18 protein-coding genes are annotated in these 16646 nt (G+C 35.1%); 5 read left to right on the top strand and 13 right to left on the bottom strand.

The annotated features are described in order from the left end of the window. From HX062_RS11160 to HX062_RS11125, 8 genes are all read right to left on the bottom strand, one after another. A partial coding sequence (locus HX062_RS11160; RefSeq protein ID WP_286467458.1) for a phage tail-like protein occupies positions 1 to 865 on the bottom strand: 865 nt, incomplete at its 3' end. A 21-nt stretch (positions 866 to 886) separates the two neighbouring features. Then, positions 887 to 2413: an L-type lectin family protein gene (locus HX062_RS11155; protein WP_286467456.1), complete on the bottom strand. Its 1527-nt coding sequence runs from the start codon at positions 2411 to 2413 to the stop codon at positions 887 to 889. A 1738-nt stretch (positions 2414 to 4151) separates the two neighbouring features. After that, a complete protein-coding gene (locus HX062_RS11150) occupies positions 4152 to 5831 on the bottom strand; it encodes an alpha/beta hydrolase-fold protein (protein ID WP_286467455.1) in 1680 nt (559 codons plus the stop codon). Positions 5832 to 5898: 67 nt separating this feature from the next. Continuing rightward, the gene (locus tag HX062_RS11145) at positions 5899 to 6729 is read right to left on the bottom strand and encodes a helix-turn-helix domain-containing protein (protein ID WP_286467454.1); all 831 of its coding nucleotides are present in this window, start codon (positions 6727 to 6729) and stop codon (positions 5899 to 5901) included. Positions 6730 to 7018: 289 nt separating this feature from the next. Then, positions 7019 to 7198, bottom strand: coding sequence for a hypothetical protein (locus HX062_RS11140; RefSeq protein ID WP_286467453.1), 180 nt, complete (start codon positions 7196 to 7198; stop codon positions 7019 to 7021). A 36-nt stretch (positions 7199 to 7234) separates the two neighbouring features. Next, entirely contained in the window at positions 7235 to 7789 is a 555-nt protein-coding gene (locus HX062_RS11135; RefSeq protein WP_286467451.1) for a DUF6934 family protein, read from the bottom strand. A 395-nt stretch (positions 7790 to 8184) separates the two neighbouring features. Beyond that, positions 8185 to 8823, bottom strand: coding sequence for a DUF6266 family protein (locus HX062_RS11130; protein ID WP_286467450.1), 639 nt, complete (start codon positions 8821 to 8823; stop codon positions 8185 to 8187). A gap of 328 nt (positions 8824 to 9151) precedes the next feature. After that, positions 9152 to 9358, bottom strand: a complete 207-nt coding sequence (locus tag HX062_RS11125) for a hypothetical protein (protein WP_182626541.1) — start codon at positions 9356 to 9358, stop codon at positions 9152 to 9154. Between the two features lie 227 nt (positions 9359 to 9585). Between HX062_RS11125 and HX062_RS11120 the strand changes: the two genes are divergently transcribed. Continuing rightward, positions 9586 to 10026 (top strand): DUF5675 family protein, encoded by a 441-nt coding sequence (locus HX062_RS11120; RefSeq protein ID WP_286467449.1) that lies wholly within the window; start codon positions 9586 to 9588, stop codon positions 10024 to 10026. Next, positions 10023 to 10232, top strand: a complete 210-nt coding sequence (locus tag HX062_RS11115) for a hypothetical protein (protein WP_182626539.1) — start codon at positions 10023 to 10025, stop codon at positions 10230 to 10232. The genes HX062_RS11120 and HX062_RS11115 overlap by 4 nt, the downstream gene beginning before the upstream one ends. Before the next feature lie 237 nt (positions 10233 to 10469). Here HX062_RS11115 and HX062_RS11110 read toward each other — a convergent pair whose 3' ends face one another. Next, positions 10470 to 11273, bottom strand: coding sequence for an RteC domain-containing protein (locus HX062_RS11110; RefSeq protein ID WP_286467447.1), 804 nt, complete (start codon positions 11271 to 11273; stop codon positions 10470 to 10472). A gap of 178 nt (positions 11274 to 11451) precedes the next feature. On the opposite strand from HX062_RS11110, the gene HX062_RS11105 reads away from it, so the two are divergent. From HX062_RS11105 to HX062_RS11095, 3 genes are all read left to right on the top strand, one after another. Then, positions 11452 to 11958: a hypothetical protein gene (locus HX062_RS11105; protein WP_286467446.1), complete on the top strand. Its 507-nt coding sequence runs from the start codon at positions 11452 to 11454 to the stop codon at positions 11956 to 11958. Next, positions 11945 to 12580, top strand: coding sequence for a hypothetical protein (locus tag HX062_RS11100; protein ID WP_182626536.1), 636 nt, complete (start codon positions 11945 to 11947; stop codon positions 12578 to 12580). The genes HX062_RS11105 and HX062_RS11100 overlap by 14 nt, the downstream gene beginning before the upstream one ends. 317 nt (positions 12581 to 12897) lie before the next feature. Then, positions 12898 to 13152: a hypothetical protein gene (locus HX062_RS11095; protein WP_286467445.1), complete on the top strand. Its 255-nt coding sequence runs from the start codon at positions 12898 to 12900 to the stop codon at positions 13150 to 13152. A gap of 57 nt (positions 13153 to 13209) precedes the next feature. Here HX062_RS11095 and HX062_RS11090 read toward each other — a convergent pair whose 3' ends face one another. The 4 genes from HX062_RS11090 to HX062_RS11075 all read right to left on the bottom strand — a co-directional run bounded on the left by HX062_RS11090 (position 13210) and on the right by HX062_RS11075 (position 16641). Continuing rightward, positions 13210 to 14349 (bottom strand): DegT/DnrJ/EryC1/StrS family aminotransferase, encoded by a 1140-nt coding sequence (locus HX062_RS11090; protein ID WP_286467443.1) that lies wholly within the window; start codon positions 14347 to 14349, stop codon positions 13210 to 13212. Positions 14350 to 14520: 171 nt separating this feature from the next. Next, positions 14521 to 15102 carry a sugar transferase gene (locus HX062_RS11085; protein ID WP_286467442.1) on the bottom strand — a complete coding sequence of 194 codons (582 nt, stop codon included), beginning with the start codon at positions 15100 to 15102 and terminating at the stop codon, positions 14521 to 14523. Beyond that, positions 15099 to 16094, bottom strand: coding sequence for a glycosyltransferase (locus HX062_RS11080; RefSeq protein ID WP_286467441.1), 996 nt, complete (start codon positions 16092 to 16094; stop codon positions 15099 to 15101). The genes HX062_RS11085 and HX062_RS11080 overlap by 4 nt, the downstream gene beginning before the upstream one ends. Further along, entirely contained in the window at positions 16081 to 16641 is a 561-nt protein-coding gene (locus tag HX062_RS11075; RefSeq protein WP_286467440.1) for a CatB-related O-acetyltransferase, read from the bottom strand. Before HX062_RS11075 ends, HX062_RS11080 begins: the two co-directional genes overlap by 14 nt. Positions 16642 to 16646 lie beyond the last annotated feature (5 nt).

The raw sequence follows: 16646 nt of genomic DNA, 5'->3' as shown, positions 1-16646 counted from the left end.
AGCAAGACTCGTTATAGTATATAAACGTTCCATTGCCTAAATCTTTGATTAGTGTAATCGCTTGATTTGCTGCCAAAATTTCTTTGATGACTTCATCTGTAGCATCTATCCATTGCACTTCACCTGTAGTATTGGTAATTAACAATTGCCCTTCTTTACCAGGTTTAATTTTTTCAGTAGTGATACTTTGTGCAGTAATGCTCAATTGAACAGGAGTTAAAACAGCTTTTTCCCCTTGAGATACAGCAATAATGCCATCCCCTGTTAAGGGCTTTCCATTGGCTTTAATTTTTTCCAATATAGTCGTTACTACTTCAGTATCTTGCACAATTTCAGCAATATTGTTAATTACATCTGCAATTACATCAATCGTTGTTTGTGTACCGTCTTCTGCTGTATAGCGATAAGTTCCATTTCCTGTTTTTTCAAGTGTCGTCAGTAAATTAATATCAGCAAGCGGAACTGACACTACATTTTGAGCAGAATCTTTTAAATATAAAATTTGTTCAGTTAAATCTACTGCAAACTCTTCATTTTTAGGAAAATATCGATCAATACTATCCTGGTCTGTTAAAAGGCGAACCCAACTTGTTTCAAACCAATAATAATAACCTGCTTTTAATTCTTTATTTTCTGTTGTATTAAAAACCAATAAACTGTTGGCTGTTCGTCCGTGATTAATAAAAGAATTATCTGTCAATGAGGTCAAGGGAACTCTAGGAATTAAAACTCCCTTCCATTCTTGTTGATTTACTTGAACATCTAAAAGTGCAGATGGATCTGGTTTTTTTGTACCAATTCCCACTTGAGCTAGTATACAGCTCGTAGAGAATACGAATAATAAGGAAAGTATATTTCTTTTCATGTTAATTTCATTTTAAGATTTTTATATGCTAGATATTGAGAGTCTTATTTTATTTTTTAAATTGGGGTTAATTGGCAATGAACATCTTTTTGATATTAATGTAATTGTAGCAATATTTGAGCGGTAATTTTCTTCCCCATATGGTTCACCTGTTTCTCCATTTTTACCTTTTATCGTATAACGTGCCATAGCATCTTGGATTTGAAAGGAAGCCTTAGGTTCAAAAGTAACGAATCCCGTTTCTGGACTGTACTGCCAATGTCCTATTTCATCTTCATAAACGTATGGGTTGGATGTAGGTTTCAAATCACTGGTATAAAAAGTAAAAGAGTACAAATCTATGTTATCGTTTGATCCTATAGGATTTGATATATGTCCTGAATAAGCTAAATCATTCAACAGCGGATTAAACACACTTCTTGACGTATCGCACACTTCAAAATGCTTATCCGTTGCTTCTGCTGAAAAGGGTAAAGAAATTCTCAAATTTCTAATCATATGTTTATTTATTCTACCACCTGTTACACCAGCAAATCCAAGTTTAAATGTTTCAGGCACCGTACAATCTAAGGTATAGTGTATAGGCTCTCCTTCCATATTTGGATCTATTGTTGAAAAATCACCATTTAACGACTCTGCATTTTCATAGTACTGCACCTCCGTTTTGTAGTGATAATGATCAATCACAGTGGTTATTTCCTTTCCGTGTTGAATCTTTACTGTTACCTCAAATCCCCCTAACACGTGCGGAACTAAGCTAATGTATGCTTTTCTGAAATTGGTATCTTCTTGATTATCCGCAACTGCTCCATTACGCAGATGAAAGGTTTCATTTACTGGTAATTGCGTTCCTAATTCATACGTATATTTACCATTGGAAGACAAAGTTGCCCCACCTCTTTCTTTAGCACCTACAGCTAAGGTCGAAACAGTTTTTAGAACGGGATACCCTCGATACCCTTGATAAGGATCGGAATCGGGTAATTTCATCTCAGCCCCTCTCAAGGTAACGTGACTGGCTCCTTGTATACTTCCTCCTGGCCAGCCAAAATCTGTACCATTAATACGCGCAGATCCACCAAAATTTCGAACTTTAAAGTTTCCTGAAATATTCAATCCTATTCCTAAATATGCACCAGGCACCCCTTTTTCTCTTTTTGACTTGTCTGATTCTGCCGCTCTGCTAAAAATATATCCCAGTGAACGCCCTGTGGCCCCCATGTGCATTTGATCATTGGGAATTGCTCCATCATATAAAAACATCAAAATCCCATCCGTTCCCACTTGATCGCCATCGTAAATATTGAATTCAAAACTCACATCTATACCGTTATTGGAATTAAAAGCAAGATCTTGCAAAAGAATAGCCCCGAATTGAAATTGTTTTAACTCAGTTAAAAAAAGACCTTCTTTAGTAAATTTAGCTTTGTTATTCGCCCCTGGTAAATAAACACCAGGAGGGGGACTATCACCTTCTTGAAGGGATAAAAAATAAGGAAATTTAGTCACTGTTACTTGACCATAGACATGCGGTATTACAAAAAGCACAAGAAGTATAATAATATTTTTAAATATGCAAAAAAGAATTCTTTTTTGTCCTAAAAGTATTCTGTTTATTTTCATGATCCTTATGGTTTATTAATTACAAATAAATATTAAGTGCTAACTAGATAACCTATTCATCAACAAAAAATCAAATACCTTGCCATTCTTTTAATTTGATGTTAAAAAATATATAAAAATCAAAACCTATATAACAAGGACATGTGATTAACTAATAAAAAAGTATAAAATTTGAAAAACATACTCTATCTCATTATTAAGACAATTAAAATTTTACTTTCTAAATTGATAAACATTTAAACGAATCCAAAATCAGTATTTGATATATAAAATATTAGTATGAACGTATCAATTACAAAAATTCTTAAATCAGATATTAAAGTAAAACATGATAAAGTTTTTGAACAAAAAATTAAATTTCCAACATACGTGAATATTAATCTAATTTTTTCAGTGAACGCGGAAAACAGAAACCAAATACTGCTTCCCTGATTAAGAATATATAGTAGAACTTGAAAAAAAAAAATAAAAAAAATCAGAATTAAAACACTAAAATCTCAATTCGAATATTATTTATACATCTATGGATCCTATAATGTCTTCCCTGTAAAAAAGATTAAATGTTTAATTAACAAAACGAAAAAATAAAATACACATCCATAATAAAATTTTCATCTTATTTGAAGATAGAGAATGATATTATTATGCAAACACCAATGAAAAAGATTATATATTAATAAATGATTTCTAAAAAAAATAAAGATGATAGTGCTAAATATTCCATTATAGATTACACGTACTTATTTTAAAAGTGATTCATTCATAGCACATTAAATTTTCTGAACTAGCAAATGAAAAATTTATTAATGAAGTAAAAAACTACCAAGAAAAATCTTGATAATCATATCTATTTTGAACAACGAGTGAATAGGACAGTAAAGAACAATATCCTAAATATTAATGAATTTATAAAATATCTAAATTCACCGCAAGAAAAAAACTTTAAAATAGGATCTTCTTCGAGTCTCAATTTACTCTTCGATAATATTGGAATAAAATACTTCCCTAAAACAGTTAATCAAGAAATACAATCAAATTTAAAACATGAACAGATGAAATTTAAATTCGAGAACAATAAAATTATAGTTATTATCCAAGAGAGTTAAAATAGTACTATCTTTTATTTCTAAAAACACATAATTAAAGCTAAATATACACCCCGACAACACAATAATACCATAACAAGTATATCATTTCACAACAAAATACATCAAATCAGACTATTTAACTAATAATATAAAATAAACACAACAAAACACTGAAAAACAAAATAAAAACGAACAAAGGCTAAAACTAATATTTTTACTAAAACATTCGCTTCCATCAATCAAAAAAACAGATGATTATTTAACTTTTTAGTACTTTTTTAATACATTTAAAATCATTATATTTGATTTTAACCTAATTTACTAAGGTGAGCTATTAGGTGAGTTGGTTTTTTACAAACAAGACAATTAGTTGATTTAAAGATATTTACGAGGAGTGGTTCGAATCCTGCCACCCCGACAAAAAGCTCTAACGAAAGTTAGGGCTTTTTTTGTTTAGTTGTTGTACTGGTTTAGCCTATGTAGTATCAGCTGCAAAAGTTGGGACTAGCGATAAAGGCCACTTCTAAAGGAATTTACTCCAAAAAAGAGAGCTAGTATGTACTAGCTCTACTATCTCATTCAACGGTAACGTCAATTTTATTAATCCAAATCGTCTTTCTGTCTCTAGTCTTGTCAAAATTGTCTAGCATGAATGCAGTATTGTACGCTACCTTCTCATCATAATACAACTTACCATTGACATACACTTTAACCTTGTTCTTCAGGTTTACCATTTCAGGAGAAATAGCGATAGCTAAAGATTTAACACGAGATGTTTCTATTCTAAATTCATTGTCTTTATACTGGGCAATAACCTTTCCAGACATTCGCGGCATCCAGAAAGCATCCTTATCTACTTCTATCGTTTGCAGATTTTCAGCTTTATCATATTCAAGCCATTTTGTAATCTTAAAGTTTCGCTCTTTGTGCCAATCTGCTTTGGGGCTTAGTGTATCTAATTCGATATTAGTCAACCAATCTACAGCTCCATTAGCATTGTCATCAAATTCCCATGTCAATTCATTTGTAAAGCTCTTGCGTTGTCTGCCTTTAAGGTCGTTAAACAGCAGTTGATAAGCTGGCTCCGACTCATCGAACTCGGGGAACCAATGTGGAAAACCGTTATAGCGATATTCTTTATAATCTGCCTTTAGCCCATTCATCATCGCTGTAAAAGAATCATTTGCATTAGGTGGATAATAATAGTCCTCATCCGTAGAGAAATTGATAAAAGAACGATTCTTTATATTCTCTACAAAAGTTCCACCAGTAAACACTTTAGGCTGAGTATTAAACCCATAGAATCCCGCAAAGGGAGAAGCGTCTTTCATCAAGTAAGAGAATGCACCCGTTGCTCCATTAGAGTGTCCTGAGATAAACACCTTGTTATCATCTACATTAATAGCCTTCTTAACCTCGCTCAGCATCGCAGGAATCATAAAAAAGCCATCAGTAGAGGTCATCCAATTAAATTGCTTACTCCCACTTGGAAATATCAATATCACCTCATTCAGCTCTGCATATTTCGTATAGTATCTATTCCATCCATCTAAATTAAGTTCTTTGGTTTGAAACTCTTGAAGCGTATTATATCTAACTGCGCCATGCAAAAAGAACAAAACGGGGTATTGTTTCGCTGCTGAATAGTTCTTAGGTAAATGAATAAAGAAAGAAGTCTTCGCTGTATCATTTACAACAAAACTGATGGAGTAATCTCGTTGTGCTTTAGGGAGATAAGGATTATACCTTTTCATCTCTTCATATAATTTCTTGCCATTAGTAGCGGTTAATTCTTTGGGTGGTTTTACCCTATAGAACTCTTCCTCTGACTTTTTTAGTTGTTGCTCAAACTTCTCTTTTAACGCATTAGCTTCACTCATCAGAGCAGTCCATCTAGGATCATCTATAAGATTCTGGTAAGACGCTAAAGCCCTTTTATTTGTTAGATTATGCCAACCCGGAAAACCATATTCACCATCTTCTATCTTTATCAATCTTTCTAGATAAGAAAAGGCTTTGTCTGATTCTTTTACTTTCGAAGCTAGAATGGATATCTCTGACAAATCAACTGTTGTTATACTGTCAGGAAATAACGTAAACGCCTTTTCATAAAGAGAAAAAGCTTGTCTATTGCGCTGTTCATCCTGATGTTGTTCTAGGAGGTCATCTGCTCGTTGGATTAACGCTGAATATGTATTTTGTCCAAAAGACACTATAGTAAACACAAATGCTAGTAAAACACAATATCCCTTCATATTTCAAATTATTTAATAAGGCGAAACTAAACAACATTACACTAATAAAATTGTACAAATGGAACATCTATTGCTCTAGATGCCAAAAAGTATCTTTAGTTCCTAGTTTAGTTCCTTTCTGAAAGAAGTCTTTAGGAGAAGTATTTGTCATCGCCTTATAGGTTTTAATCAAATGAGACTGGTCATTAAAATTAAAGCGACAAGCAATAGTTGTTAACTTCTCTTCAGGAGCGATATAAAGCTTTTGGTTTACCGTTTTTCGAAACAAATAGATGTCATAAAACCGCTTTAGAGATACCCCCATATTGGCTTTAAAGACTCTATTTAGGTGTTGTCTACTCACTCCTAGCCTAGCTGCTAATTCCTGTACAGCGAAGTTATCCTCTCCCTTAAAGATATGCGCTATTGTTTGTTCTAAAAGAGCATTTGAAAATGGTTGATACCTCTTCTCCAATAAAGCATCTAACAAGGTAGTCAAAGTTTCCACATTGGTCGTATCAAAAACTTCTGTTACTTCTTCTTCCTCCAGAAATTTATAATTCTCAATCAGATGGACAAAGCGTAAATGTCTATAAAACTGCTGTATCCCCAATGGGTGAAAGACAATTACAACTCTGTGCACCCTCCCTATTTGCCTTACGTGAAGTACATCTTCTCTAATAGGGGTGAATATCTGATAATCATTTGCTCCTTCCTTAAATTCCATCGAACCATCACTTTTTAGTTGATGCGATGCATAGATAGAAATAGTGTTGTTATAATGGGGAAAGCACTGATATTCTCTCACCTCATTATGAGGTTTTATATCCAGGTAGTAATAGTCTACATACTTTTTGACTAAAGCACTCTTAGGGCTAAAAGTTTCAAAAATCGCTTTGTTTTTATCTATATCAATCATTTTGATCTTTCTTAAGTTACTGCCTTAAAAGCAAACCTATTCTCCGTCTCTGTACTTCCTTTTTTAATTGCTACAGTACTTCACTTCTGTATAAATATAGCCATTAACTCCTCCTTGTGCTATAGATTGAAACAAATAGTTTTATCTCACGATTAAAAACTAAGGTGCGGATTTCAAATCCACGCGATTAAGAGGTAGGCCTTACAGCAAATTAAAAAACCTCAAATAAATTGAGGTTTATATTTAATCTATTTTACTAGTAAAGAATAAAATAGCCTTAGTATTTTTGCTATTTAATGTTTAATTTTTCTGCCAATAAAACGGAACTACTTCCAATAAATTTTGATGCAATTTCCATTTTATTTTTACTAAATGTCTCATCAAAAGAAGTTCTTTTTTCTTTATTTTTATAAAAAACCTCTCCATTTTTACCGGATTTCTTCAAAATATCTTTAATTTTTGTTCCCATAATAATGTTGTTTTATATTACAAATGTATTATATTTTTATTTATATTCTTGTTTTAATTCAAACGTTATGAAATTATATAGATTGCTTTTATTTGGATCATAAACTTGATATTCTATTTGTTGTACATTAATTTGTGATATTGGAATTTTTCCTTTTTCTCTAGTTTCTTCAATTTGTAAATCATGTATAATTCCACCTTTGATATGAAAAAACTCACTAATTGATGACAAATTATTATTGATACCAATTTTATAAATTCTGTGTTTAGCAGAAGTATTTCCATAAAACGTAATAATTGCATTAGGATTATTTGATAAAAAATCTACACTGCAAGTAAAAACTGTTTTTAAAACCCTATCTCTATCTAACTTATTATTATCTCTGGTCATATCAGAAATAGATTCATCTCCATCATCACTAATAGTAATATTTCCAAAACCTAAATTGAAATAGTTCTCTAGTCCTTTATTAGGATATTGTGTTATTGAAACTCTTTTAGGAATATCTTTATCACCTTTACTTATAAAATCATATTTATTATAATCTACTTTTTCGTACTCATATGAGGCATTAATTAAATCTTCCAACATATTTAATTTATTAAAAATAAAAGCAAACTCCGATGGTGCGGATATGCAATCCGCGCAATCGGGTCAACGCGATCGCGCGATTGGGTATTTACTATTTAATCAATATCTGTGCCTATTTGCTTACTAAATCTAAAAATCGCATTCAATAATACAGACTTAACTTCATCCGATGGTGCGGATTTGCAACCCTGCCTATAGCTATACATCCCCCAGTTGTTAGGGGTATGAACGAGGCGCTGTGAATAGCCGTTGCTTTGTGTTTGCTTGTCCTTGTGCTATAGATTGAAACCAATAGTTTTATCTCACGATTAAAAACTAAGGCAATCTAAGGCACGGATTGCTGTACTATCGGGAAAAAAAAAAGGATGTTCACTTGGAACATCCCTTTTGATTTACTAGTTTCCTTCAGCCATAGGCAGAAAAATACTAGTACTACATTCTGTATCGCGCTCGTTGCTAAAAAAGAACCAACTCACGCAATTAGCAGCATCAAAGCCCTCGGGTAGTGGTGTAGAAAAACCAGCTGCGTCACGACTAACCACGCGTTCAAAAATACGCATGATTTTCTGTTGCTTTTCGTATAACACAACAGTGAGCAAATCTGTCGCTGCTGCAAGTCCTGAAGCCATAGCGGAGGTCCAAGCGAAGTTCAGGCTATCATTTTCTACTGTAACACTGTTCATCGGTACGGTTGGTATACTACCTTTGCTTACTACGACCTTGTCAAATCGAATCGCAAAACCATCTTCCTGTGGCTCTATCGCTTCTTGTAAGTGATAGGATAAGGCTAAATTTACTTTAGACTTTAGTCCTCGATCCGCACCGAAATAGCGACTAAATAGTGCGTTGAATGGCTGTAAAAAATTAGACACCAACTTGAATTTACTTCGCTGTTCTAGCTGTAGCTGTGATGGTTTTTTTCCTGATTTTCGCGGAACAACCCTAATGATGTTTTTCCCTCTCCAGTTTGCACCTACTACTGTACCTACTTTGCCGCTTAGGCCACCTAAAATTCCTCTTTTAATTTCTGCCATAATTTACATTGTTTACGGGTTACTAATTTTTTTACAATCGTTTTTTGCTATTCACAAACTACATGAATACGATACAAACCTACATCAGTCGAAATTAACCTGAAATACCCCCTTCCGCGTTTTGCCACTATTGGGTAAACAAAAGCACAAATGGGCGTGTTTTGCCATCAAAAAACAACACAAACAACTGTTATTCAATTGTTTATTTGGTTTGGTTTTACTTTTGTTCGGATCTTCTTCGGTAAACCTATGTATTTACGCGGGTTTATCGCCCATTTACCGAAGCTGACCCAAACATGACTCGAACAAAACCCTATCCTTTTCCGAATTACTGCAAGAAACTAACCACTTCATTTTCGTCTAAATGCATGTAAGAACAAAACTCTTTGCAGGTCACTAATGCGCCTGAAGGCTTTTGGAACTGTCGGCGAACCTGAATTAAAATTCTCAATGCTGTTCTATAGCTGAGCCCAGTAATGAGCATCACATCATGAGCATAAATAATAATTCTTCCTCGTTTTTTAATTTTACTCATAGGTTTTGATTTTAGCGTTAATAGGATAAAGTTAGCCGTAATGGGCACGAAATAGTCAATAGTACGCTACTCGGTTCATCAGGAATCGAGAAGGACAATTTCACCTTTTTTACTCCTATATATGTACACTTATTCCCAAACACTCCCCTACCAGTTTTACAGCTCAAAAGTTTCTGACACCTTTGCCATAGAGGAAATAAGAACAACAAAACAAAAAAAATAACTGTATGCGTACACTAGTATTACATCGGCTGTATTTGCCCGAAGCCACACATGGGCTTCTGCAATTTGACGGCCAAGACATTTGCCTGACCCTAGAGCTTCCATGGGTGGCCAATCAAGCGTATATCTCATGCATACCAGAGGGAACCTATCCTGTATTTCATCGGCACAATGAGCGCTTCAAATCTCATCTTGAAGTGAAGAAAGTGCCTGATCGAACACTGATTTTGTTTCACCCTGCAAACAATGCAAAATACGACTTGAAAGGTTGTATTGCCCCCGTCAGTCAGCTTCTTACCCCCATTTGGGGGAGTCGTTCGCGATTAGCTATGCGCAAGCTACTCGACACTGTAGAAGAAGCGCTTATTGACGAAGGCGTACAGCTTCAAATACAGGAAGCACAAGCATTAACTATTGTTCAACAAATCAAAAAAGGAAAACTATGAAACAAATTTTTCTGAGAGCCCAAGCTCCCACACCGCGATTTTTCAAAATCTTGCGCACCATTGGTTTAAGTTTAGCCGCTATTAGCGGGAGTATTCTCGCCGCACCAATTGCCTTGCCTGCCATTGTTACTACTGTTGCTACGTATGTAGCCCTAGCAGGTGGTATTATTTCAGCCGTTAGTCAAATTACGGTAGACGAAGAATAGGCAGACGCTTTTTACCTCAAAAGGAAACTTAGGTGTAACAAGGCCCCTTGGGTGTTAGGATGAGACCCCCCTACTTGTGTTAGGGTGGGTACTTAGGTTCGGTCTTGTTACAGAAACACAACACAAAAGAGGACAGTTCCTTTGCGTTCTGTCCTCTTTTACTTTGCTTCCATGCACCAACCTAGGCCTTGCTAAACGACCACCTATATGCTTTAAGACTCGCCTTAGGCAGACTCCTTATTTTACATCGTCGTCCATTTTGTCCTTTATAAATTGATACATCGCTGTCACTAAATTAGGCGTGATATTCTTTCGCTTTTTAAATGCATGTAGCATTTGAAAAAAGTTTTTACTAATTTCTATTCCAAACAGTGCACCAAAAGCGTCTGCCCATTTGATCAAGTTATCTCTTTCTTGAGGTTCTCCATTGCAATAGCACACTGCATAAACCAACAAACACAAATCTGTCTTGGGTCGCTTCCACTTCAAATCAAGGGGTTTAGGCTGTGTAACACCATAAAAAATTTCGTGTTCAAGTTGCTGAATAATCAGCTGTAAGGCGCTAAAGTAAGCCCCATTATAGGCGGGGTATTGAGGATCAAAAAAGGGCCAATCCTCATGCGAATCTTTAGCTAGAACACAGGCTTTGATCTCGGTATAATCTGTCTGAAGTCTAGTTGCACAAAATGCGGTAAATTGTTCAAACCACTGCAATCGATACTGCTTAAAGTGCTGTAATTTTTGGTCGATATACACATTTCTTTCGTTGGGAAGTGAAGGAAGTGAGCTGTGGAACAAAGCCATTTCACGACAATACAGATAGTAATAATGAACTTCGGCAAACTGGTTTTCATAGAAAAAGCACTCCTCTTTGTGTGATCTAAAGCCTTGGCTGTGTGCGATTGTGCACATATCTTGGAGCAATTGTCTCCATTGGTAGGTAAAGGCTGACCATTCTTCAACAGAAATCTTCGAAATCTGTTCAATTTTTTCAATTAATTGCATTTTTTGTTGCATACACTGGCTTAGCTTTTTTTTCATCTTTTAATTAATTTATATAAAGTGGCCTAAATAAAAAAAAGACAAGAAAAAAATACAACAAATCGTAAAAAGAGCCATTATTCCATAAAATATACACAGCTTTAAAACAAATCAAAACTATTAGTAAAGGTTAAAATACGCCTTGACCGACTATATTCGATGTTTCAAGACTAGAACGATGAACTATATTAAACATTTAAACAGTTGGTTTGAGATTATAAAAACCAAGACCGAAGCCACCCCTACGCATATTGCTTTATATGTGATGCTCTTTCACCTGTGGAACCAACATAGGTTTGCCCCTTCCTTCGGAATTAATCGGCAACATATGGTAAACCTCTGTAAAATAGGCAGCAACAGCACCTACAGCAAATGCATGCGGGAACTAAACGCCTGGGGATGGATTATTTACAAGCCAACGAAGTCAAAATACGGCGTGAGTGAAGTGTCTATTGTTCCCTATCAACAGCTCATAAAACAGCAGCTTTCTACTGCTGCTGGGCTTGAAGCAAACAACGCTACTACAGCAGTACCTGCTCCGAGTAGTACACCGAGTAGTAGACCGAGCAGTGATCCAAGAACAAAGCAAGCAGCGGGTCACTTATTAAAACAACAAAAGGAGAAAGAAGAAAATCAAAACCAAAGTACAACCCATTTAAAAAATAAATTTAATGAGCCACTTTAAATTAAACTTAGAAGACATCTTTGTAATCGATAAGGAAAACAAAAAAAAGATATACGATATCCAACGCTGTGAGGCCTTTATACTCGAACGCGGTATTGCTATTTATGGGCATCATTTTATGATGAGTTTTCATCAACGACAAACGTTTTTCAAATTAATTATCTACGCTATTGGGGATAGTGTAAACATGGAGAAACACGATCTCGACGGGAATAAAGGGCTGTTGTTGATGGGTGAACGACAATCGGGAAAAACGGCGTATATGCGGTTGATTCAGTACTTTTTTTCGCGCAGACGCACTTACGACATAAAGAGTAGCAGACTCCTGGCTCAAGAGTTTTCATGCAAAGGGTATGAAGCTTTTACGCCTTTATTTGCGCCAAATGCCAAGGCAATATGCCTAGATAATATAGGAACGGAACAACAGGCAAAGTTCTACGGTTCTACTTGTGATGTGGTTTACAATACACTCGAACATTTTTATGAACAGCGTTTTGACCTCACCTATCCGCGCTTGCATTTTACCACTTGTCTTTCTGCAAGTGAACTAGAAAAAAAATACGGCACAGGTTTTAGACAGATGCTAAAAGAAATGGTCAACGTTATTGTTTGTGAGCAATAAGCGCAAAGGCACAACAGCTGTATGATCCACTTGTGGTTGTTGCTAAAACTACATTCCGATAGCACAGATTAAAAGATAAAAATATCAAACAAACATTTGAAATGTCATTATATATTCAAATAAAACACACACAATCAATGTGTTGCATTTTAATTTGTAGTTTCTATGTAGTATTTTTATAGTCCTTTATTCTTAGTGGAAAAATCCAAAAAATATATACCCGTATGATAGGATGACGGTATTGGAAACAACCGTAAAGCTACTAAGAGCTTAAGGCATCTAACTTGTACGGGTTCATTTTTTTAAATCTTAGAACCATGAATGCAACCCCTTTCCTACACACAGACTCCGAACAGCACAACTTAGCGCTACTGCAAGCGCTTTATGAACAACAAGCAAGCTTTACTGCTTATGCGCAAAGTATAAACGAACTTTTTTACTACTACGTACAGCATTGTTCTTCTCAAGGTGATGACTTCTTTTTAACGCCTACAGATGTACACCGCGTATTGGAAGTAGTCACCCTGCTGCACCAACTAAAAGAGGTTTCAGTTGATCAGCAAAACGTATAATGATAGTATATAGAATGAAAAAAAGGATGTTCGTCTGGAACATCCTTTTATATAGTTTTAAGCCTTAAAAAAGGCGCGTACTGCTGTTGCAATGCGTTCGCGTTCTTCATCAGTCATATTACTTCCTGATGACAGGCAGAGTCCGATTTCAAATAACTCTTCGGCTACCGTTCCTCCATAGTATGGAGCGTCTTCGAAAATAGGTTGTTTGTGCATTGGTTTCCACAATGGACGGGTTTCAATCTCTTCTTCTAATAAGGCTAAGCGCAATTGTTCTCTGTTTTTACCGCAAACGGCTTCGTCAATTGTAATACAGCTCAACCAATGGTTAGAAAAGTAATCTGCTGATGGTTCAGCAAACACGGTTACTCCGTCAATAGAAGCAAATAGGTCTTGATAAAAGAAGTGATTCGCACGACGTGCTGCAATGCGATCATTCAACACCTCCATTTGACCACGTCCAATTCCTGCAATAATATTACTCATACGGTAATTGTATCCGATATGGGAGTGTTGGTAATGTGGCGCATTATCTCTGGCTTGTGTAGACAAGAATACGGTATAGTCTTTTTGTTCTTTGGTGTTACAAACTAAAGCACCTCCACCTGAAGTAGTGATGATTTTGTTTCCGTTAAAACTCAATCCAGCCATCGTTCCAAAGGTTCCACATTGTTGCCCTTTATAGGTACTGCCCAATCCTTCTGCTGCATCTTCGAGTACGGGAATTTCATAGCGATTCGCCACTTCCATAATCTCGTCCATTTTAGCGGGCATTCCGTATAAGTGAACGGGAATAATTGCTTTTGGCTTTTTGCCTGTTGCGATAGTACGTGCTTTAATAGCTTCTTCTAATGCTTGCGGACACATGTTCCAGGTTTCAGTTTCACTGTCCACAAACACGGGTTTTGCGCCTAAATAAGCGATTGGATTTGCAGATGCAGAAAAGGTCATCGTCTGACAAATTACTTCATCACCTGCTTCTACACCTAAATTGATTAGGCCTAAATGCAAAGCGGCTGTACCTGAACTCAAGGCAGCTACTTGTACCCCCTCGCCTAAAAATTGTTCTAAATCATGCTCAAAACCGTTTACATTTGGCCCTAAGGGAGCCACCCAATTCGTTGCAAAGGCTTCGTTTACATATTTTTGTTCGCCTCCTCCCATATGCGGAGAAGATAACCAGATTTTTGTTTTCATCTTGCTGTATTTTTTATCGAATTTGGAAGTGTTAAAGGTAAGGAGTAATTCTTGACGGATGCGTATTTTTTATGTAATTTTTACGTAATTATGGGAAACAAAAAATCCACTCGCTAGGAGTGGATTTTTTTGTAATTTATTTGTATGTATACCTACTACTACTATCTGTAATTACCCAAAAACTGTTTTAACTATAATTCGGATATCTTCTACAAAAGACCAATTGTCTAAATAATGGATATTTATTTTTACTTTATCGGGAAAGATAACTTCATCGTTATACTTGATCGGATCTTCTTGTTCTGCTAAAATCTCTTCTTCATTTTTGTACTTCAAACTTGCTGGTCCAGTAATACCTGGCTTTAAAAGAAGCATTCTTCTGTCATCACCTTCTAGCTTATCAGCATAGCCTGGAACATCTGGTCTAGGTCCTACTAAACTCATATCACCAATCAAAACATTCCACAACTCAGGAAGTTCGTCAATTTTATATTTTCGAATCTTAGCTCCAAAAGGAGTAATACGACTCTCACCTCGAACAGATACAGAAGACCCACTATGGCCTACTGTCATAGAACGAAATTTATACATTGTAAACAACTGTCCATGTTGTCCTACTCTTTTCTGTTTAAAAATAGCTGGTCCACCTGGCATTTTTACTTTAATCATAATCGCTACAATCAGTAACAAGGGCCAAATAAATAACAACCCAAAAAGGGATGCTAAAAAATCAAAAATTCTTTTTACTATCATACTTGTTTAAATAATACGCGTTTCAAACCAACTAAAGACCCTACTCCATAGGAAATATGCAATACAAAGAAAGTAAGCACCATATAAAACACATTTATTTTCTTACTCATAAATGCTTTTAAAGAAATAATACTAACTAATAAAAAATACAGCACAAAGGTTAAGCCACTTAGCATACCAAAAGGCCACCAAAGAAAACTTAACAAAAAGGGAACTATCAATCCCAATACAAATAATAAAGGAATGAAATGTCTTAATGACAGTGAGTCCATTGCATTTGTATAATAAACCGTCAATATATTCCACATTCCATTTTGATAATTATTTTTTGCCAAAGCTTGGTATGTCTCTCTGGCCAAATAGGTACAATAGGTATCAGGAATCAACAATATTTTGCCGCCATCACGTTTAATACGCTTATTCAATTCAATATCTTGATTTCGAACTAATTTTGGATTATATAAGCCATACTTAGCGAATACCTCTTTACGGTAACATCCGAAAGGGACGGTATCTACTTCCGTTATTTGATTAACTCCAATTCGAAATAAAGAATTTCCCACTCCAAAAGGATTACTCAACACCTCGCGAATGGCTAATGTTTTAGCATTCTTATTTAAAACATCTGTCTTACAAACAGCTCCTACATTCGTAGCATCGTATTTTAAAAGAGCATTTTTTAGCACCGAAACATAATTATCTGCATAGTGCGAATGGGCATCTATTCGCATAACAATATTGCTAGTAGCAGCTTGAATACCATAGTTCATGGCATACGGAACGATACGCTCTGGATTATTCAACAACTTAATCCAAGTATGCTGTTTTTGATATTCCTTGATTATTTCAACAGTTTTATCTGTACTTTGACCATCAACGAAGATCACTTCAATTTCTTCTTTTTCTATATCTTGTCTTACTAATGAAGCTATACAAGTATGAATGTACTTTTCTTCGTTATAAGTTGGACATACAATACTAATTTCTATCATACTTCTCTTCTAATCTACTTAAACTTTTTTTAGCTTCGAAACTATCTTTATTATAGAAATCTGAATCTTGAATACTCTTAAACACTTCTTCACTAAATCTATTTTTATATAATTTTGCAGGAATACCAAACACAATTGTATTCGCTTCTACATCTTTTGTCACTAAAGACATGGCACCTATAACCGCACCATCACCAATTTTAACTCCTTGTTTTACAATTACTCCAGCACCAATCCACACATCATGACCTATATGGGTAACCCTATCACTAATACATTTATCACTTAAAGTAGTAGAAGTGGAAAACCACCAATGAGAATGTTCCATACCTCCTATTTGCACGCCAGGAGCAATAGAACAATAATTACCAATTTTTGTATTATTAATGACTGTATTACAACCAACATAAGTATAATTTCCAACTACACTATTAGAAATCTTAATATTAGAAGACATCCTAGAATTCCATGAAATTTTATTCTTTTTTAATACATGAATTGGATACCTAAGTATATTAAAGATTAGAAAAAAAATAGTTCTTATCATTTTAA

It is taken from the genome of Myroides sp. DF42-4-2, assembly GCF_030326445.1.
GTDB lineage: Bacteria > Bacteroidota > Bacteroidia > Flavobacteriales > Flavobacteriaceae > Flavobacterium.
The sequence above is the reverse complement of the archived record's forward strand: the minus strand, read 5'-3'. Positions and strand labels throughout refer to the sequence as shown.